The following is an 18,588-nucleotide window of genomic DNA, read 5'->3' on the forward strand; positions in this document are numbered from 1 at the left end:
CGTGGCAACGCAGGAAGTCGCCGGGAGCGCCGGCGCGTCAGCCGCGCAGGCAGCAGTGCTCGACCACGCAGTCGGCTACCGGGCAGTGCTTCGTCTGCCAGAGGACGTCTCTGCGCTGGACTTGTCCGATGAGGAGCTGCGGCAGTGGCTGCGCTCCAAGCTTCGCTCAAAGCGCCGCGGAACTCTCGAATCTGCGGACTGGGACGGCGAAGGCGACGTCCGGCTCGGAAAGAGTGCAGTTGTATCGGTCACCATCGACGACGATGCTCACGGGGCCCGGAGGCGCCTGACGCGTTTCGTCGAGACCAACGATCGTGGTACCTGGCTCATCTCGGTGTTCGCGCTGTCGTCTCGGTCGAACGGCGAGGCGGTGGTGATCGAGGCGGGCATGCTCGACGTTGAGCCGGAGCGAGCGATACGGGACGTCGCACCTCCTCGCATCGTCAGGAACCTCCTCGCTCGGACCGTCGTGCGCGACGGGGCGGCTCACCTCACATCGGCGCCAGTCCGTGTCGATGTTGATGACGTCGCAGCGCTCGTGGCCGTGATCAACGACGCAGAACGCCGAGTACCGGTGGTCGTGGCAACCTCGCTGAGCCGCGACACGGACGAGGTCTGGCAACGGACGATCGCCGACTTGACCGCGATGAGCGTCGGCGTGGCTGCCACGTACGTCGTGACAGATGCTGCCGCTGTTGCTCTCGCTGCAATGCTCCCGCCGTCACATCGTGTCCCACCGGGACGGGTCCGCACCTTCGTGACGGACGTCGACCTCGGACTTCCCGCCGACGGTGCTCGACACCGTGTCCTCGGCCCGGCGACTTTTGCTCGCTCGATACGTGGCGGCCGAGTGGCTTTGCCCCTCCAGTCTTTGCACGCGGAAGGCATCCGAAAACACTTCCTCGGCCACGAACTCCCGAAGGACGTTCGACGTGGAATGCGCCTGCTCATCGACGCCGAAAGTCGGAGGATTCGGGACGCTCGGATCAGTACGATCGTCGCGGAGCGCGGCGAGATAACGCTCGCGACGGGCGAGGCCGTCGAGACGCGCTCGGTCACGGACACGGGGACGACCGAGGCGACGGTCAGTTCTTCCTTTGAGTCGCCAGAACCCGGCGCCCTCTCCATCGGACTGAAAGACCGGATCGCCCGATTCGTGCGACGCTGGCTCGGTGCCTCGAACTTGGAGGACGGCCACTTCGATGCTCTGGATTCGCTCCTCGCGAAGGCCGCCGGCGAGAAGTCAGCCTACGAAGAGCTGTTCGCTGAAGCCGGCGCTCGGGAGACACGGCTCGCCGATCAGCTTCTCGCACTCAACGAGCGCATCGATGAGCTCGAGTTGGTAGCGGCCAGCGAAGCGCAAGATGCTCTTGACCTGAGGCGGGAACGGGATTGGCTCCGCACTTCGATGACCAGCGAGCAGCGTGCCGCCCTGGCGATCGTGCCGGATGAAAGCGCCTGGGCGGGTCCCGAAAGCGTGAGGGAGCTGGTTGCGCGGCTGACGCCCGGTGATGAAGAACACGCGGCGTTTGCGAGAGTTCAGTTCACCGGCAACGACGCTGGTCCCCTGTCCGTCGACGAGCGAGATCCCATCGGGCGCTACGCTTCCGCGCTGTGGTTGTACGTTCGCGTTCTTCACGACTACGCCGAGGCGAAGGCGGGCGGCTGGAGCGGGAACATGCACATGTACCTCACCAATGACGATGGACCGATGGGAACCCGATGCCCACGTGATCGTCACGCCTCGACGGAGAGTGATTCAGTTCTGCAGAACAAGGGTTGGCGTCAAGAACGCATCTTCACCATCCCCGACTCCACGGGCACCCTGGTCCCCAAGGAGATGTTCGCGCACTTCAAACCAACACATCGCGACACGTTCGCTCCGCGCATGCACTACTTCGATGACACGGACCGGAGTGGCAAGGTGTTCATCGGCTACATCGGCCCGCACCTCACGAACACGAGAACCAACTAGCGCGCGCTCGCGGATGGCAAGCACGCCATGATCTCTCCGCGAAGGACACGGACCCGTTGTCCGAAGCACGGCTCAGATCGCTACACCGAAGCTGACGAACCCCGCCGCGAGCGCCCGCGAGGCCGCCCGCAACTCCGCCACCCGCCGACGCTGGCTCGCGAGGCGCAGACCTCAGAGGACTTCGCTGAAGTGAGCGAGACGGCGACCGCGACGGCTCAGGCGATCGAAGTGTCGGACTCGAAGCTGATCGCACAGGTACTAACGGAGGAGCGGGAGCGGCTGGCGCTGGCCCACAACTGCATACACGGCCCACTGGCCACTCTTCGCAACGCTTCGTGAAGGTACTTGCGAGCATGCTTCCGCGCCGGAAGATGATCGTCGTCGGCAAGGCGAGCGACCGATTGCGGTTCCGCTACGCTCGCCCCGTGCCCGAGCGCATCATGTACGTCCAGCTGAAGACCGGCCACGCACTCGACGCCGGCCCCGCCTGGATCAGCCGCGTGCGCTTCACGAAGACCTGGAAGACGGCGTACTTCCACGGCCGCACCCTCGCCCGCGAGCAGTCGTGGGACGCCAACTTCCGCGATGTCGACACCGACGAGTGCTTCTGGCTCTCCGGACCGAAGCGCGACCGCACCGACGCCCGGTACGGCCACGGTGCCCCCACCATCGACGACGACGCCCGCGCCGACTGAGAGGCGTTCCTCGACGGCGCCTTGCTCCCCGGCCGCGAGGACGGCTAACCTTCCTGCACACGCGTGGTCGCGGAGCGACGAGGTTCATCGACCACCCACCGGGCGGGAGTCGCCCCACCACCCCGCCCCGCGCCTCCGGTCCGTCCCGCCCCACCCTGCGCGACTACACCGCCGTTGCCAGCGCGAGCTGCGCTCTCGCCACCACCGCGTCCGCCGCCGGCGGCCTCCCGGTAGTCCCGCGAGAAGTGCGACGCACTCCGGAACCCCACCGCAGCCGCAGCCCGCGCCGCAGTGTCCCCGTGCACCACCATCCGCCGCCGCGCCTCCCCCAACCGCGTCCGCTTGAGGTACTGCGCCGGCGTCATCCCCGTCGCCTCCTTGAACCGCGCGAACAACGTCGACTCGCTCACCCGCAGCTCCCGCGCGAGCCGCTCCATCGACCATGACTCCGCCATCCGCCCGGTGAGCAGCGCCGTCGCCCCGGCGACCACCGACGGCCCGGTCCCGTCGAGCGCCGCCGTGATCCGCGGCGCCTGCTCGGTGTGCAGCAGCCGCAGCACGATCTCCCGCGACACGAGCGGGAACAGCACGGGGATGTCCTCCGGCGCATCGAGCAGTGCGAGCAGCCGGGCGAACGCGTCCGCCAGGGGCTCCGTCCAGCTCCCGAGCCGAGGCAGCGGGGCAGCGGCGACCCCGGACGCCGACACCGGCACGGACATCGAGGCGATGACCTCCCCGACCACCACCGGGTCCAGTCGCCAGACGACCGCGACGAACCCGTCATCCCCCGCTGCGTCCACGACTCCGGCGACGACCGGCAGGTCCACCGGTGTGATGATGAACCGCTCCCGCCCCCACACCTGGTCGTCGTCCCCGACGATCGAGCGCTTCCGCCCGCGCAGCACGACCGACAACGACGGCTCGTACCGCCGGTCGAACAGCCCGGTCGGCTCGTGCACCTTCGACACGGTCAGCCCGAGGGTCTCAGCGTGGTGCGCCGATCCTGCTCGGGCGACGGCGTCCTGCCGGTCCTTCCCGGGGACCGCCGCATGCGCGGACGCGATCCCCGCCGCACGGTCGAGGTGCTGCGCGATCCGGTCGTCCACGTCGCCACGCTACCCACGGGACGGAGACTGCGACAGCGCTCCGGGGTCCTGCTGCGGGATCCGGCAACGTCCTCGTGGATCCGGGCAAGCCGCGGCAACCGGAGACGCCGGACCATCGACCCATGACCACCGCACCGAACGACCAGACCACACCCCGCACCGCCCTCGTCACCGGCGCCTCGAGCGGCATCGGCGAGGCCATCGCCCGCGAACTCGCCGCCGCCGGCCTGACCGTCGCCGTCCACGGCCGCGACGAGCAGCGCACCCGCGCCGTCGCCGAGGACATCGAGCGCCAGGGCGGTCGCGCCGTCGCCCTCACCGCCGACCTGTCGCAGGGGCCGGACGTGGTCCGCGCCCTCGCCGCCGAGGCCCGCGACCAGCTCGGCGGCCACGTCGACGTCCTCGTCAACAACGCCGGCGTCTACCCCGGCGGCCCGACCGAGTCCCTCGACGACGACACCGTCGACGCCCTCCTCGCCACGAACATCCGCGCGCCGCACGTCCTCGTCGCCGCCATCGCTCCCGGCATGGCGGAGCGCGGCAGCGGCCACATCGTCAACATCGGCTCGTGGATGGCCCGCGTCGGCGTCCCGTTCATGGCCCTCTACCCCGCCACGAAGGCCGCCGTCGAACAGCTCACCCGCGCCTGGGCCGCCGAGTACGGGCACCGCGGCATCCGGGTCGTCACGGTCGCGCCCGGTGCGACGGCGACCCCGGGCAACGCCGACGCGGCCGACGTCCTCGCCGCGATGACGCGGCGCACCCCCGCCGGCGTCCCGGTGCAGCCGGTCGACATCGCGCGGGCGGTCCGATGGGTGGTCTCCGACCAGGCCGCGTTCGTCACCGGCGGCACGATCGACGTCGACGGCGGGATCGCGTCAACTCGGCTCGGTTGAGCAGAGTCCGGAACCACGTGACGGACGGGAGGCGCGGTGCCAGCTGGCACCGCGCCTCCCGTCCGTCATTCCTCAGGTCGCCGATCGATCGCAACCGTCGGTCCTGTGGGGTTCGAGCCACGGCTCGATCCGGACGAGTTGCTCCCGCCCTGCGCCGAGCACCGCGTCGATGACCTCGACCGGCACCGGGAACAGCGTGCCGACGAACGCTTCCCGACCATGCGTGTCCAGCTCGCCGAAGCGCACCTCGTACGGCTGCCATCCGTCGGGTACGAGCTCGAGCAGATCCATCGCGTCGTCGCGCCGGGCCTGCCAGAGCCCCTTCGACGACTCGATGGCGTCAGCCGCCGGCGAGAGCCGCACGACTCGGCCGATCACCCCGCTGTCGGGAACCGGGCTCAGGAGTTCGATCTCGGCGGAGACCCTGCCGCTGCTGTTCAGCGGAAGGCCTGCGGTCTCGTCGTCGATGGTCGCGAACCACGACTGTGGAGGAGCATCCGCATCCCGTCGCGCCAGGCCACCGGTCGGCTCAGCGACGAGAACGCCCTCGCGGCGGACGACGAACACGTCTCCCACGCAGCGGCTCATCACACCCATTGTTGCGCGGGGAGCAGTACTGCCGTTCAGTCCAGGCGAGTGAAGCGCGGCCCGTCGTACCCGTCGCGCGAGACATGTGCCGTGAAGTCGGCGAGCGACCGGACCCAGTGCCCCCGCTCCCCGTACAGCGCCTGGTAGACGACGACCGGCTCCTCGGTCTCGACGTCCTTGGCCACGAGGACCACCTCGTACTCCCCGCCCTTGAAGTGCCGGTACCGTCCGGGCGTCACGTCGCTGCTCACGCGGCCGATGGTAGCCGGACGTGGTCGCGCGCCGGGCCCTACTGTTGCCCCTGTGGAGACGCAGTTGCAGGACGCCGTCCGTCGAGCCGCACGCCGGGCGGTCTGGATCGCGATTGCCGGTGCCGTCGCGGGGATCGCGATCGGGGTGTGGCTGAGCCATGGCGGGAGTCCGCTCGAGGTGTTCCTCACCAGCCTCGGCTGCGCGATGGCCCTCGGCGGCCTCGGTGCCGCACTGTCGACGCTGGTGTCGCAGTTCCGCCTGAAGCACCTCGTGAGCGCCGCGACCGGGGGTCTCGACGCCGCCGAGCAGCGCGACGTGCAGCGGGCGGTCCTGTCGGCAGCATCGATTCCCCCTGCCCTCGAGTCACGAGCCGTCGCCCATGCGCACGTGCTCGAAGTGACCCTCCCGCTCGTCACGGCGCAGCAACTCTTCCTCTTCTGCGGTATCGCGGGGTCGCAGGTCAACGGCCTCGCATCGGACGTCACGTCGTGGTTCCGGATCGTCCTCGTCGGGGTGCTGGTCGTCGTCGGGGCGATCACGGTCGTGCAGCTTCGGCGCAGCCTCGCCCGCGTCCGACGCTTCCTCGCAGCGCATGACGACGTTGCGGCGGAGACCGCGTCCACTCCCCCTGCACAGCGCTAGCGCAGCGGCAGGCCGTCCACCGATCGCTCGTTCGGCGTACCGCGACCTGAACCCGTCTGTGACGCTCGACGCATGGAACAGCGGGAAGCCGAAGACGCACGCCGCCGCCACATGGCCCGCTTCGGCCGTCGTGACACGGCACCCGAGCTCGCGCTGCGCCGCGAGCTGCACCGCCGCGGCCGCCGGTTCTTCGTCGACCGGCAGGTGAGCCGCCGGTGCCGCGTCCGTCCCGACCTCGTGTTCCCACGCGCTCGGGTGGCGGTCTTCGTCGACGGCTGCTTCTGGCACCACTGCGAGGAGCACACGCACCTCCCGAAGGCGAACGCCGAGCTGTGGCGACGGAAGGTCCTCGCGAACCGGCAGCGCGACGCTCGGAACCAGGCGATCCTGACGTCGGAAGGCTGGCGCGTCATCCGCTCGTGGGAGCACGACGATCCCGCGGCCGTCGCAGATCGCGTCGAGGACGAGCTCGACCGCTGGACCGCCATCCTCAGACGAAGACCGGAGCGCGTGGGCCGGCACCGCAACCGACGGGGGGCGCGGTGCCAGCTGGCACCGCGCCTCCAGTCCGTCACCTCGTCAGGTTCGGAACCCGCACTCACCAGGTGAGCACGAACCGCCCCCGGGTCCCGCCTGCCTCGAGCCGCTCGTGCGCCTCCGACGCCCGCTCCGCGGGCAGCACCTCGGCAACGCGCGGCACGAGGATCCCGTCCTCCACCGCCTGGCGCAGCTCCTCGAGCAGGTCGAACGACGTGTACTCCGAGTACACCATGATCCGCTCGAACCGGATGCCGCGAGCGCCGTTGCCCTCCCAGCCACGCACGTCCGCGAAGAACCCGCCGTCGCGCACGGCGTCGACGACCTCGTCCCGCTGCACGGCGGCGTCGGCGAGCGCGTCGACCCCGTCCGGCACGATCCCGCGCACGGCGGCCGCGAAGCCGTCACCACGTCGGACCAGGTGGTCGGGCCCGAGGGAGCGGACGAGGTCCTCGTCCTTGGGCGCGGCGTCGGCGATGACCGTGATGCCCCGCTGCTTTGCGAGCTGCACGACGTAGTTCCCGAGCAGGCCCGCGGCTCCGGTCACGGCGAGCGTGTCCCCGGTGCCGAGCCCCGACCGCGCGAGGATCTGCAGCGCGGTGAGGCCGTTCATCGGGACGGTGGCGGCCTCCTCGATCGACAGCCCGGCCGGGATCCGCGTGAACGAGCCGACCGGCGCGACGAGGTGCTCGACGTACGCGCCGCCGTGCTCCGACAACGGGAGCGCCATGGCCATGACCTGGTCGCCGACCTGCCAGCCCTCGACACCGTCGCCGACCTCGTCGATCACCCCGGCGGCGTCCATCCCGGGCACGTACGGCGGCGCGGCTTCCGAAGAATCCCGCTGCCCCGCACGGACCCCGGTGTCGGTGGGGTTCACGGCGAACGCCTGCACCCTGATGCGGACGGTCCCGGAGCCGGCCTGCGGCTCCGGGACCTCGTGGACGGCGAGGGCCTCGGGCCCTCCGAACGTTTCGACTCCGACGACCTTCATGTCCTCCGGTCTACGCGCGGGCGCTGCATTCCACTCAGCGGACGTTGCAGGAGGGAACACGCGGACGGCCCGGACCGGACACCGCAGGGTGTCGCCGCCTACGCTCGAACGGATGCCCGCCTCGCACCACCCCACGGACCACACCATCCCTGCAGACGGCTTCATCCGCGTCCGCGGCGCCCGCGAGCACAACCTCCGCGACGTGGACGTCGACATCCCGCGCGACCGCATCGTCGCCTTCACGGGCGTCTCCGGCTCCGGCAAGTCGAGCCTCGCCTTCGGCACCGTCTTCGCCGAGGCCCAGCGCCGCTTCCTCGAGTCCGTCGCCCCGTACGCCCGACGCCTCATCGCCCAGGGCAGCACCCCGCACGTCGACGAGATCACGGGTCTGCCCCCGGCGGTCGCCCTGCAGCAGCGCCGCGGTGCCCCGAGCACCCGGTCGACCGTCGGCACCCTGACGACGCTGAGCAACTCCGTCCGGATGCTCTACTCCCGCGCCGGCACCTACCCCGCGGATGCCGAGCAGCTGTACTCCGACTCGTTCTCCCCGAACACCGCGGTCGGTGCGTGCCCCCGGTGCCACGGTCTCGGCACGGCGCACGAGGTGACCGAGGCCTCGGCGGTGCACGACCCGTCGCTGTCGATCCGCGACGGCGCGATCACCGCGTGGCCCGGTGCCTGGCAGGGCAAGAACCTCCGCGACGTGACTGCCGTGCTCGGCTACGACATCGAGCGTCCGTGGCGGGAGCTGCCGCAGGCGGACCGCGACTGGCTGCTCTTCACCGAGGAACAGCCCGTCGTCGAGGTCCACCCGAAGCGCGACCGCGTGGCGAAGCCGTACAAGGGTCGCTTCTGGAGCGCCCGCCAGTACACGCTGCACACCCTCGCCGACTCGCAGAGCGAGGCCCAGCGGAACAAGGCGATGCGCTTCGTCGAGTCCGGCCCGTGCCAGCTCTGCCACGGCTCCGGTCTGACCCGCGCGGCCCTCGCGGTGACGTTCGGCGGATTGGACATCGCGGCGTTCAACGCGCTGCCGCTGTCCGAGGTCGCCGAGGTCCTGCGCCCCACCGCCGAGCTGGCGGAACCGTCGGCGGCGCAGAGCCGGGTGACCTCCGGCGAACGGTCCGAGGTGGCGAAGTCGATCGCCGCGGACCTGCTGAGCCGCGTCGAGGTCCTCACCGGCCTCGGGCTCGGGTACCTCGGTCTCGACCGGGCCACGCCGACGCTCTCCCCCGGCGAGATGCAGCGCCTCCGCATCGCGACGCAGCTCCGCTCGGGGCTGTTCGGGGTCGTCTACGTGCTCGACGAGCCGTCCGCGGGCCTGCACCCGGCCGACGCGGAACCGCTCGTGCAGGTCCTCGAGGACCTCCGCGCGAGCGGCAACAGCGTGTTCGTCGTCGAGCACAACATGGACATCGTCCGTCGGGCCGACTGGATCCTGGACGTCGGCCCCGGTGCCGGGACCGGCGGCGGTCGCGTGCTCTACAGCGGGCCACCCGAGGGACTCGCCGACGTGTCGGAGAGCGTGACGCGCCGCTACCTGGCGCCCCGAGCACCACGCGACCCGCGCGATCCGCGCGAGCCCGTCGGCACCCTCGAGATCCGGGACGCCACCCTGCACAACCTGCGTGGACCGACCGGAGGCGGTGCGGACGCTGGCGGCCTCGACGTCGACCTGCCCCTCGGTGTCATGACCGCCGTGACCGGGGTGTCCGGCTCCGGCAAGTCCTCGCTCGTCGGCGGGGTCCTCCCCGCGATCGCGACGTCGCACCCGATCGTCAGCCGCGTCGTCGAGGTCGACCAGAAGCCGATCGGACGGACGCCCCGGTCGAACCTCGCGACCTACACGGGCATGTTCGACGCCGTCCGCCAGGCCTTCGCCGCGACCGATGACGCCCGCGAGCGCGGGTGGACCGCCGGCCGGTTCTCGTTCAACGTCGAGGGCGGCCGGTGCGAGGTCTGCCAGGGCGAGGGCTCCGTCTCGGTCGAACTCCTCTTCCTGCCCGGCAGCTGGGCGCCGTGCCCGGAGTGCCACGGCGCCCGCTACAACGCCGAGACCCTCGAGGTCCGCCGGGGCGGTGCGACCATCGCCGACGTGCTTGGCATGACCGTGGACGACGCGGCCGAGGCCCTCGCCGACCTCCCCGCCGCCGCCCGCGCTCTCGACGCCCTGCGGAGCGTCGGCCTCGGCTACCTCCGCCTCGGGCAACCCGCACCGGAGCTCTCCGGCGGCGAGGCCCAGCGGATCAAGCTCGCCACCGAACTCCAGCGGGCGCGCTCCGGCCACACGCTCTACCTGCTCGACGAGCCGACGACGGGGCTGCACCCCGCCGACGTCGAACTCCTCACGGCACAGCTCGCCCGCCTCACCGATGCGGGCAACACCGTCGTCGTGGTCGAGCACACGATGTCCGTCGTCGCCCAGGCCGACCACGTGATCGACATGGGTCCGGCGGGCGGTGACGAGGGCGGCCGCGTGGTCGCCGCCGGAACGCCGGCTGCGGTCGCCGCCGCACCGGACAGCAGGACGGCTCCCTTCCTGCGGGCGGCGCTCGGTTCCTGACGCGCGTCGGACGGGAGGCGCGGCCCACGCCCGCCACGACCGCGGCGGTCAGCAGCATCCTCCGATCGGAGGATGCTGCTCCACCCGACCCCCCGATCCACCGCCCGCCCGGCGCGAGCAGGCTGGGACCATGCCGAACAGCCCCGCCATCCAGGTCGAGCGCCTCACGAAGCAGTACCCGAACGGCAAGCGCGCCGTGTCCGACGTCTCGTTCACCATCGAGCGCGGCGAGACCTTCGCGCTGCTCGGCCCGAACGGTGCCGGCAAGTCAACGACGGTCGAGATCCTCGAGGGCTACCGCTCCCGGACCGCCGGCGAGGTCCGCGTCCTCGGCCACGACCCGGCCCGCACGAGCCGCGGCCACAACGCCCGGGTCGGCATCGTCCTGCAGACCAGCGGCGAGTCCCCGAACGTCACCGTCGCCGAGCAACTCGCCCACTTCCGGCACCTGTACCCGCGGAGCCGGTCGGTCGAGGACCTCCTCGCCGTCACCGGGCTCGAGGCCCAGCGCAACACCCGCATCAGCCGCCTCTCCGGTGGGCAGCGGCGCCGGGTGGACGTGGCGCTCGGCATCATCGGCCGGCCCGAGGTGCTGTTCCTCGACGAGCCCACGACCGGCTTCGACCCGGAGGCCCGCCGGCAGTTCTGGCAGCTCATCGACGACGTCAAGCGCGAGGGCACGACGATCCTGCTCACGACGCACTACCTCGACGAGGCCGCACACCTGGCGGACCGGGCGGCGGTGATCGCCGACGGCAGCCTCATCGACATCGCCCCCATCGACGAGATCGGTGGGACCGAGGCCCGGACCCCGGTCGTCCGGTGGCGCGACGACGCGGGCATCGAGCACGAACGGCGGACCACCGACCCGACCGCACTCGTCCGCAGCACGGCGACGGCGATGCACGACCTCGAGGTGATCCGCCCCGCGCTCGAGGACGTCTACCTCGCGATGATCGCCGAGCACGGCGCCGGGCACGGCGCCGGGCACGGCGCCGGGCACGACACACCGCAGACCGCGCAGCACACGATCACGGAGGACGCAGCATGAACGCCGCAGCACTCGGCCTGCACCGCATCGGCTACGAGGTCCGCTCCTACTTCCGCGCCCCCGACGCCGTGTTCTTCACCTTCCTCTTCCCGGTCATCATGCTGGCGCTGTTCTCGGTCGCCTTCAGCGGTTCGCCCGACATCCAGGCCGGCCCCGGCGTGAGCGTCGACTACGCCACCTACTACCTGCCCGGCCTCGTCGCCACGGCCCTCCTGCTCTCCGGCACCCAGTCGCTCGGCGTCGACATCGCCGGCGAGCGGAGCGACGGCACGCTGAAGCGCCTCGGCGGCACCCCGCTGCCGGTCCTGTCGTACTTCGTCGGCAAGATCGGCATGGTACTGGTCACCGTCACCGCCCAGGTCGTGCTCCTGCTCCTGATCGCCGCCCTCGTGTTCGGCGTCGACCTGCCGACCGACGGTGGCGCGTGGGCCCGCTTCGCCGGCATCGTGCTCCTCGGCGTCGCCACGAGCTGCGTCCTCGGCATCGCGATCTCGGCGCTCCCCCGCGAGGGCCGCCGTGCCACCGCGACCATCGTGCCGATCGTCCTGGTCCTGCAGTTCATCTCCGGTGTCTACCTCCCCTTCACACAGCTCCCCGACTGGTTGCAGACCGTCGCCGGAGTCTTCCCCCTCCGCTGGATGGCGTCGGGCATGCGGTCGGTGTTCCTGCCCGAGGGCTTCGCGTCCGCCGAGCCGGGAGGCGCGTGGCACCTCGGTCTCGGCACCCTCGTCCTGGCAGCGTGGCTGGTCCTCGGTGTGGTCGCCTGCCTGCTCACGTTCCGGTGGAACCGTCGGGATGCCTGACAGGCCTGTGGAGAACCGCCGGACGAGCGCAGATCGATGGGAGGCTGGCCGCATGGACCGCATCACGACGCAGCGCAACATGGGACTCCACGTCGCCTTCGGCGTGACGGTCGCGCTCATCGCGGTGATCGCGGCCTTCGGCTGGTCACCGTGGTCGACCCGGTGGCCCGCGTTCGCGATGCTCGGCGTCCTCGCCGTCGCCTACGTCGCCTACGGCCGGCGCGGGTACGACGACCCCCGGGTCGGGGCCGCGTTCGTACCGCTCCTCGTCGTCGCGGCCCTCGTCCTGCCGGCCGTCGTGCCGAGCAGCGCGTTCGTGCAGTGCATCCTGTTCCCGGTCGCCTGGTGCCAGATCGAACGCGCCCGGACGTCGATCGCCGTCTCGGTCGTCATCGGCATCGCGTCGGGCACCGGGCTGCAGATCGCCTCCGGGCCCGACGAGCTGCTCTCGACGCTCCTCATCGAGAGCATCAGCGTCGTCGGAGCGTGCGCGCTCGGCCTCTGGATCACCCGCATCGGCCAGCTCTCCGACGAGCGACGGCTGCTCCTCGAACAGCTCCAGTCCGCACAGGCGTCCCTGGCCGAGGCACACCGCACCGCCGGCGTGACGAGCGAACGGGAGCGTCTGGCGCGCGAGATCCACGACACCGTCGCGCAGGACCTCGCGGGCATCGTCATGCTCACCGAGCGGGCGCGCGGCGACCTCGACGCGGACCGGCCCGACCGACTGCGCGACCGACTCGCCGTGCTCGAGGAGTCCGCCCGCACCGCGCTCGAGGACTCCCGCACCCTCGTCGCCGCCGGTGCCGCCGGGGTGTCGAGCGACGGCCTCGGCGCAGCGCTCCACCGCCTCGGCGAACGGTGCACCCGCGAGACCGGGATCACCGTCACCGTCGACGCCCCCGACGTCCCGCTCGACCGGGACACGCAGGTGGTCCTGCTCCGCGTCGGCCAGGAGGCCCTGGCGAACGTCCGCAGGCACGCCCGGGCCGCCTCGGCGCGGGTCGCACTGCTCGTCGACGGCCCGCACGTCACCCTGCGGATCGCTGACGACGGCGCCGGCTTCGACGCGTCCGTCCCGTCCGCCGGGCACGGCCTGCGCGGCCTGCGCGACCGCCTCGCCCTGGCCGGCGGGACCTGCGTGGTGACCTCGTCGCCCGGAGCCGGCACCGTCGTCGAGGCGACCGTCCCCACCGGGCCCGCGCCGCGCCTCCCGTCCGCACCCGCACCGCTGTCGGCGGTGACCCGGTGATCCGCGTCGTCGTGGCGGACGACCACCCGATCGTCCGCGCCGGGATCGTCGCGCTCCTGCAGGACGCCGACGACGTGTCGGTGGTCGGGCAGGCGAGCGACGGCGAGACCGCGGTCTCGATCGCCCTCGCCGAGCGTCCCGACGTCGTCCTGATGGACCTGCGGATGCCCGGCATCGACGGGGACGAGGCAACGGCGCGGATCATCGCCCGCGAACCAGGCATCCGGGTCCTCATCCTCACCACGTACGAGTCCGACGACCAGATCCTGGCCGCGATCGAAGCCGGGGCCGCCGGATACCTGCTCAAGGCGGCACCGGAGTCCGAGATCCTCGCCGGCCTCCGCGCCACCGCGCGGGGCGAGACCGCACTCGCACCCTCGGCGGCCGCGGCCCTCGTCCGCCGGGCCACGACGAAGGCTCCCGCCGGCCCGACGCTGTCCCCGCGCGAGCTCGAGGTGCTGCAGCTCGTCGCGCAGGGTGGGTCGAACCCGGCGATCGGGCGCGCGCTGTTCCTCAGCGAGACGACGGTGAAGACGCACCTCGGGCACGTGTTCGAGAAGCTCGGCGTGAACGACCGCACCCGGGCGGTCACCCGCGCGATGGAGCTCGGGCTGCTTCGCTGACACCCGTCATGCGAGACCTGACGACCGCGATCCGAGCCCGCTGTCAGCCGGAGCCCGACCGGTCTACCGCGCAGTCACGGCCATCAGCCCGACCGCGGCGGACACGGCGTTCCGGACGACCGATGCGTTCCGCGCCGGCTGCAACGTCACCTCGTGTTCGCCGCGCTCCCACCGCAGGGCCCCGACGCCCGGGACGAGGAGCCCGGACACCCCGGTCCCCGACTCGTGACTCCACCCGCTGACGAACCTCCACGTCGGTGCCGCCCACGCCGTCCGGAACCACTCGACGTCACTCGGGCAGGGCCCGGAGCGGTCCTCGTACTGTGCCGTGGAGATCGTGACCGGTTCCCCCGCACCGACGGAGCCGACCGGGTCGAGGTCGAGCCAACCGAGGAGGTGCACCGGGATCGTGCCGACGGCGATGATGCCGAGCGCGTCGGTCCCGTCACTCCTCGAGGCCCGGACCACGCACCGCTGTCCCTGCACCCAGCACGTCCACCGGCCGGTGACGGCGGCGGTGCCGGGGTCGGACACCTTCACGGTGAGGACGGCGTCGTGGTCGAGCACCGGGCCGATCACCTCATCGCCCTTGTCGGTGACGCCGCCGAACCGCCCGACGAACCCGAGCTCGCGGGCGGAGGTTCCGGCCTCCGACCGGCGCGCTGCTCCGGGTACGAGGCCACGGTCACGGAACCGCACGAGGTGGTCCAGCACGTCGGGGTGCGCCTTCCATTGCAAGGACGGCGCGGCGCGATCGCGTCCGGCAGACTCGGCGATCGGGACCACGGGTCGGTGCTCCACCCGGTGCCACCGCGAGTCCAGGACGTCGTCGACGATCCGCGACGTCGCCGGCCAGTGCTCCACCGAGCACTCGACGCCGATGCGGACCAGCACACCTCGGTCGGCCACGAGTCGGTCGTCGCGGATGCGGACGTGGTCGACCGCAGGCAGTGCGACGAGCAGCCGGTCCTCGCTCGCTTCGAGCAGGAGTGCGTCGGCGGGCACACGGATGAGGTCGTCGGCGAGGGGTTCGCCGGCCGCCCGGAACACGATCGAGACGACGCCATCCCTGCGGTCGAGCACGACACCTGCTTCGTCGGACCGTGCTGTCCATCCGTCCGGGACCTCGACGACGAGTCCGCCGACGATCATCAACGACCCCCACCGCACGTCCGGCCACGGGTCCCACGGCACGTGCTGGGTCATCGTCGCATCGCCCGTCGGTACCAGCCCGGCGTCGCCCACCGCGCACCGTCCAGCGCCATCCACAAGCCGAGCGCGCCGCAGAGGACGAACGCCGGCATCAGGACGAGGGGCACCCAGACGAACGGTCCGTTCATGCAGAGGAGGGCGACGCCCAGGCACACGAGCGCTACTCCCAACCAGAACAAGGCGAACCACTGCCCCGGATACCTCGACCGTGTCCACGACCGCCAGAGCCCTGCGTAGGCGAGCCCTCCCAGGATGACGAGCACGCCGCCCACCACGATCAAGCAGACCAGCGTCCCCACGTACGACCCCCGCTTTGCTCCCGTCGTGCCCCCATCGTAGGGTCGTGTCGCACAGTCACAGAACCGGGGGACGACATGACGAGCTGGCAGATCGAGCCGGGGCAGGCCCGCGCGATCCTCGCGCAGGCCGAAACGGACGCAGCGAGCATTGGTACGGCGACGCGAACGCTGGAGACCGTGACCGATCAGGCGATCAGTGCTGTCCGCGGCGGGACGCAGAGCGCCGCGGCACTGGCGGGCCTCGCCGTCGACCCGATCGGGGTGGACATCCTCGCCGCGAAGCAACAGGTCAGCACGGCGATCGCGGCCACGCGTGCCGCCATCACAGCCTACGAGCACGGCGACCAAGAGATGGCGACGAACGCGAACCGGCACGTCGCCGACGTCGAGTGGGGTGGTGACGAGTGACCATCATCGGCACGCCCGTCACACTCCCGGACGCCGCCGCGGTCAGCGAAGCCTCGGCAGCGTTTTCGTCGATCGCGACCCAGACCACCGAGGCGACCGAGACCGTCGCGACCGGGTGGGCAGGACTCTCCGCGCCCGGTGTCTACCAGGCTCCCGAAGCAGACCGGGTGCACGCCGCCATGGACGCGCCGAAGGCCGTCGCGGAGATCGTCGCGGGCGATGTCCAGCAGGTCCAGCGCGTGCTGGACGCCTACGCCACGGTCCTCGCCGACCTCGCCACGCGTCGGGCGACACTCGTTTCGGACATCAGCTCGCACGACACCGCTGTCCGCGACGCCGCCGATGCCCCCGCCGACTCCGACCTCGACGGCACCGGGGCCGACGCACTCGCGACGGCTGCGACGGACCTCGCCGGACGCGTACGGACGTTCAACGCCGATGTCGAAGCCGCCGACGCCGACTGCGCCAGCGGACTCCGCTCGCTCGCCAAGTACGCGGGCGTGACACAGATCCGGAACGTCGTTGATGCCGCTGCCGGCGACGTCTCGGGCACCGCGATCGGTCTCGCCGAAGAGGCCACGAAGCGCGTCCGGCGGCTCGAGATCGCCGTCGAGACCCGATCGATCGAGACCATCGAGGTCCAACCGGTCCTCGAGTGGAAGGGCTCCTCCTACGCGATGCGTCCGGGCAGTCCGCTCGCACTGCCCGAACACGTAGCGCAGTCCTTCATCACGCAGCCCGAACCGGATGTGAGCACGAAGAACCACCTCTTCATGATCTGGGACGACGGCGCGACGAAGTCCGCGCTGCCGAAGGTCGCTGAGGTGGGCGGCCGAGCACTCGGTGTTGCCGGAACGGTGCTCACCGTCGGTTCGGCGTACGCCGATCAGTACCAGGAGGACTCGCGGACCCACCCGGAGTGGACCGAGGGTGAGAAGCAAGCGAGCGCCACGGAGAACGCCGTGTTCGTCGGCGGTGGCTCGGCGGCGGGCGCTTGGGGCGGGGCAATCGTCGGAGCCGAGATCGGCGCCACGATCGGCAGCATCTTCCCCGGCCCGGGCACGGCGATCGGCGGAATCGTGGGCGGGATCGTCGGCGGTATCGTCGGCAGTGGGATCGGCGAGGACGTCGGTGAAGCGGCCAAGGGACTATGGGACAAGATCACGGGATGACCGACGGAGCTGACGCAACGGAGTGGCGCGTGCGGGAGACGTCGATCGGCGGGTTGCACGTGCCGGCGCACTGGATCGATGACGACCGGACCGGTGCGATCGCCGTGGTCCGGCCCGGATCACCTGCGAACCCGAACGCGACCTTCCGTGAGAACGCGGTGCTCTCGGTGGTCGACTCTGCCGGCGACCTCGTTGCCGACTCCTCGAACGCCATCGCCGAGGCTCGAGCGATGGTGCCGTGGTCACACGTCGTCTCCGTGACGCCGTGGCCACAGGGTCCTTTCGACCGTCGGATGCAGTTCCTCTACGAGCACGAGGGCGTGACGGTCGCCGTCACCAAGTTCACCGGGACGCACGGCGGCCACCGCATCGACCTCACGTGCAGCGCCGGCTTCGACGCCTACCCGGTGCTGTTCGGCACGTTCGATTCGATCGCTGCCCGCAGCACGCTGGAGGACCGCGCGTGAACCACCTCCTCGACCCCTTCGCCACGGAGTACGCGGGGCAGCCGCTCGAGCGCCTGGACCAGGCACACGGGAAACCGCTCCCCGCGCCGGCGTACACGCTGCCGTCGGGTGCCCTCCAGGCGCTCTTCGACCTCCGCGGGCGCGGTCTCGTCTCCGCTGCGAAGCGCAGCACCCCTGCTGCCACGGCGTTGCGCGAGGCAGGCCTCCTCGGTCGGTTCGGCGGTGCGAGTGGAACGGCGACGACCATCACCGGCATCGTCGAGCGCGCGGGTCGCACCCTCGCGGCAGAGCGCGTGGACCGGTCCGGGACGACGACGTGGTCCTGCTGGGCGAGTGGGCCCGACGCGGTCGTCCGCACGGCGTACGACGACACCGAGACGATCGACCTCCTACCGTTCACGGCGGCCCTGGCTCGCCTGGTCGCATGGTCGGGCATCGAGCCGTTCTGGCCCGTGGCCGACCCGGACGACGACGAGTCACGGGTGATCGCGGACGACGTGGTGGACGCGATGGTCGCTGGCCGCGACGCCGCTGCTCCCGTCGACGCCGGCCCCGTCCTCGCGGCACGCTGGCGTGAGCCGTGGTCGACCGTGTCGATCGCGGTGCCCGGGTCCGACGACGGTCTCCCCCTCGTCTTCATGGGCTCGGCGTCGCACCTGCGGACGCGGGTGGAGGGCGGGTCGCAGCTGCAGCTCGTGCCGTCCTACTGGGTCTTCGAGGCGCTCCCACAGCTGCTTGAACGAAGCTGGAGCACGACGTGATCTGGATCATCGGCGCGGCGCTGATGCTCATCGGCTTGCTCGGCTACAGCGGCCTCTGGCGCTCTTGGGCGAAGGGCGGCCTGTCGTACTGGGTCTTCGGCCTGTTCTGGTTCGGCCTCGGCATCGTCCTGGTGAGCATCGTCCTCGCCCTGCCCGCCCGCCCGAGCTGGCTCTTCTGGATCCCGGCGGTGATCGCGCTCCTGGGCGCCGGGTCGACCTGGTACCTCCCGCCGGCGCTCACTCCACGCTGGTTCCGCGCACTCCGCAGCAGCTGGCGCTGAGCGGCGCGACC

At 71.4% G+C, this 18,588-nt stretch carries 21 protein-coding genes; 15 read left to right on the forward strand and 6 right to left on the reverse strand.

Going from position 1 to position 18,588, the window contains the following annotated elements; translation table 11 throughout:
* Position 1 precedes the first annotated feature (1 nt).
* Positions 2–1,975 (forward strand): hypothetical protein, encoded by a 1,974-nt coding sequence (locus tag Cus16_RS03955; RefSeq protein ID WP_069711251.1) that lies wholly within the window; start codon positions 2–4, stop codon positions 1,973–1,975.
* Between the two features lie 425 nt (positions 1,976–2,400).
* A complete protein-coding gene (locus Cus16_RS03960) occupies positions 2,401–2,670 on the forward strand; it encodes a hypothetical protein (RefSeq protein WP_083263695.1) in 270 nt (89 codons plus the stop codon).
* A 44-nt stretch (positions 2,671–2,714) separates the two neighbouring features.
* On the opposite strand, the gene Cus16_RS17100 is transcribed toward Cus16_RS03960, so the two are convergent.
* Positions 2,715–3,776: an AraC family transcriptional regulator gene (locus Cus16_RS17100; protein ID WP_069711252.1), complete on the reverse strand. Its 1,062-nt coding sequence runs from the start codon at positions 3,774–3,776 to the stop codon at positions 2,715–2,717.
* 122 nt (positions 3,777–3,898) lie between these two features.
* Here Cus16_RS17100 and Cus16_RS03970 point away from each other — a divergent pair, with 122 nt between their 5' ends.
* The gene (locus tag Cus16_RS03970) at positions 3,899–4,672 is read left to right on the forward strand and encodes an SDR family NAD(P)-dependent oxidoreductase (protein WP_069711253.1); all 774 of its coding nucleotides are present in this window, start codon (positions 3,899–3,901) and stop codon (positions 4,670–4,672) included.
* A 72-nt stretch (positions 4,673–4,744) separates the two neighbouring features.
* Here the strand turns inward: Cus16_RS03970 and Cus16_RS03975 are convergent, their stop codons facing one another.
* Together Cus16_RS03975 and Cus16_RS03980 are read right to left on the reverse strand one after the other, a co-directional pair.
* Entirely contained in the window at positions 4,745–5,248 is a 504-nt protein-coding gene (locus tag Cus16_RS03975; protein ID WP_141718788.1) for a hypothetical protein, read from the reverse strand.
* Between the two features lie 47 nt (positions 5,249–5,295).
* The gene (locus tag Cus16_RS03980; RefSeq protein ID WP_223246507.1) at positions 5,296–5,511 is read right to left on the reverse strand and encodes a DUF1653 domain-containing protein; all 216 of its coding nucleotides are present in this window, start codon (positions 5,509–5,511) and stop codon (positions 5,296–5,298) included.
* A gap of 52 nt (positions 5,512–5,563) precedes the next feature.
* Here Cus16_RS03980 and Cus16_RS03985 point away from each other — a divergent pair, with 52 nt between their 5' ends.
* Positions 5,564–6,154 carry a hypothetical protein gene (locus tag Cus16_RS03985; protein ID WP_069711255.1) on the forward strand — a complete coding sequence of 197 codons (591 nt, stop codon included), beginning with the start codon at positions 5,564–5,566 and terminating at the stop codon, positions 6,152–6,154.
* Between the two features lie 72 nt (positions 6,155–6,226).
* Complete coding sequence (gene vsr / locus Cus16_RS03990; RefSeq protein ID WP_083263662.1) at positions 6,227–6,763, forward strand: DNA mismatch endonuclease Vsr; 537 nt, start codon at positions 6,227–6,229, stop codon at positions 6,761–6,763.
* Here vsr and Cus16_RS03995 read toward each other — a convergent pair.
* Positions 6,753–7,685: an NADP-dependent oxidoreductase gene (locus tag Cus16_RS03995; protein WP_069711257.1), complete on the reverse strand. Its 933-nt coding sequence runs from the start codon at positions 7,683–7,685 to the stop codon at positions 6,753–6,755. The genes vsr and Cus16_RS03995 overlap by 11 nt on opposite strands.
* Positions 7,686–7,797: 112 nt before the next feature.
* On the opposite strand from Cus16_RS03995, the gene Cus16_RS04000 reads away from it, so the two are divergent.
* From Cus16_RS04000 to Cus16_RS04020, 5 genes are all read left to right on the forward strand, one after another.
* Positions 7,798–10,248, forward strand: coding sequence for an ATP-binding cassette domain-containing protein (locus tag Cus16_RS04000; protein WP_069711258.1), 2,451 nt, complete (start codon positions 7,798–7,800; stop codon positions 10,246–10,248).
* Positions 10,249–10,378: 130 nt separating this feature from the next.
* Positions 10,379–11,299 (forward strand): ABC transporter ATP-binding protein, encoded by a 921-nt coding sequence (locus Cus16_RS04005; RefSeq protein ID WP_083263663.1) that lies wholly within the window; start codon positions 10,379–10,381, stop codon positions 11,297–11,299.
* The gene (locus Cus16_RS04010; RefSeq protein WP_069711259.1) at positions 11,296–12,102 is read left to right on the forward strand and encodes an ABC transporter permease; all 807 of its coding nucleotides are present in this window, start codon (positions 11,296–11,298) and stop codon (positions 12,100–12,102) included. The genes Cus16_RS04005 and Cus16_RS04010 overlap by 4 nt, the downstream gene beginning before the upstream one ends.
* Positions 12,103–12,154: 52 nt before the next feature.
* Positions 12,155–13,354, forward strand: coding sequence for a sensor histidine kinase (locus Cus16_RS04015; RefSeq protein ID WP_141718789.1), 1,200 nt, complete (start codon positions 12,155–12,157; stop codon positions 13,352–13,354).
* The gene (locus Cus16_RS04020; protein WP_069711261.1) at positions 13,351–13,977 is read left to right on the forward strand and encodes a response regulator transcription factor; all 627 of its coding nucleotides are present in this window, start codon (positions 13,351–13,353) and stop codon (positions 13,975–13,977) included. The genes Cus16_RS04015 and Cus16_RS04020 overlap by 4 nt, the downstream gene beginning before the upstream one ends.
* A gap of 63 nt (positions 13,978–14,040) precedes the next feature.
* Here the strand turns inward: Cus16_RS04020 and Cus16_RS04025 are convergent, their stop codons facing one another.
* Entirely contained in the window at positions 14,041–15,183 is a 1,143-nt protein-coding gene (locus tag Cus16_RS04025) for a hypothetical protein (RefSeq protein WP_141718790.1), read from the reverse strand.
* Complete coding sequence (locus tag Cus16_RS16555; RefSeq protein WP_189319520.1) at positions 15,180–15,317, reverse strand: hypothetical protein; 138 nt, start codon at positions 15,315–15,317, stop codon at positions 15,180–15,182. Before Cus16_RS16555 ends, Cus16_RS04025 begins: the two co-directional genes overlap by 4 nt.
* 246 nt (positions 15,318–15,563) lie before the next feature.
* Here Cus16_RS16555 and Cus16_RS04035 point away from each other — a divergent pair, with 246 nt between their 5' ends.
* From Cus16_RS04035 to Cus16_RS04055, 5 genes are read left to right on the forward strand one after another with little or no spacing between them, the layout of a single operon-like run.
* Positions 15,564–15,896 carry a DUF6507 family protein gene (locus Cus16_RS04035; RefSeq protein ID WP_069711264.1) on the forward strand — a complete coding sequence of 111 codons (333 nt, stop codon included), beginning with the start codon at positions 15,564–15,566 and terminating at the stop codon, positions 15,894–15,896.
* Positions 15,893–17,068, forward strand: a complete 1,176-nt coding sequence (locus Cus16_RS16810; RefSeq protein ID WP_069711265.1) for a hypothetical protein — start codon at positions 15,893–15,895, stop codon at positions 17,066–17,068. The genes Cus16_RS04035 and Cus16_RS16810 overlap by 4 nt, the downstream gene beginning before the upstream one ends.
* On the forward strand, positions 17,065–17,535 hold the full coding sequence (locus Cus16_RS04045; RefSeq protein ID WP_141718791.1) for a hypothetical protein: 471 nt from the start codon (positions 17,065–17,067) through the stop codon (positions 17,533–17,535). Before Cus16_RS16810 ends, Cus16_RS04045 begins: the two co-directional genes overlap by 4 nt.
* Positions 17,532–18,296 carry a hypothetical protein gene (locus Cus16_RS04050; RefSeq protein ID WP_069711267.1) on the forward strand — a complete coding sequence of 255 codons (765 nt, stop codon included), beginning with the start codon at positions 17,532–17,534 and terminating at the stop codon, positions 18,294–18,296. The genes Cus16_RS04045 and Cus16_RS04050 overlap by 4 nt, the downstream gene beginning before the upstream one ends.
* On the forward strand, positions 18,293–18,577 hold the full coding sequence (locus tag Cus16_RS04055) for a hypothetical protein (protein ID WP_069711268.1): 285 nt from the start codon (positions 18,293–18,295) through the stop codon (positions 18,575–18,577). The genes Cus16_RS04050 and Cus16_RS04055 overlap by 4 nt, the downstream gene beginning before the upstream one ends.
* Positions 18,578–18,588 lie beyond the last annotated feature (11 nt).

The organism is Curtobacterium sp. ER1/6, assembly GCF_001742745.1.
GTDB classification, from domain to species: Bacteria; Actinomycetota; Actinomycetes; order Actinomycetales; family Microbacteriaceae; genus Curtobacterium; species Curtobacterium citri.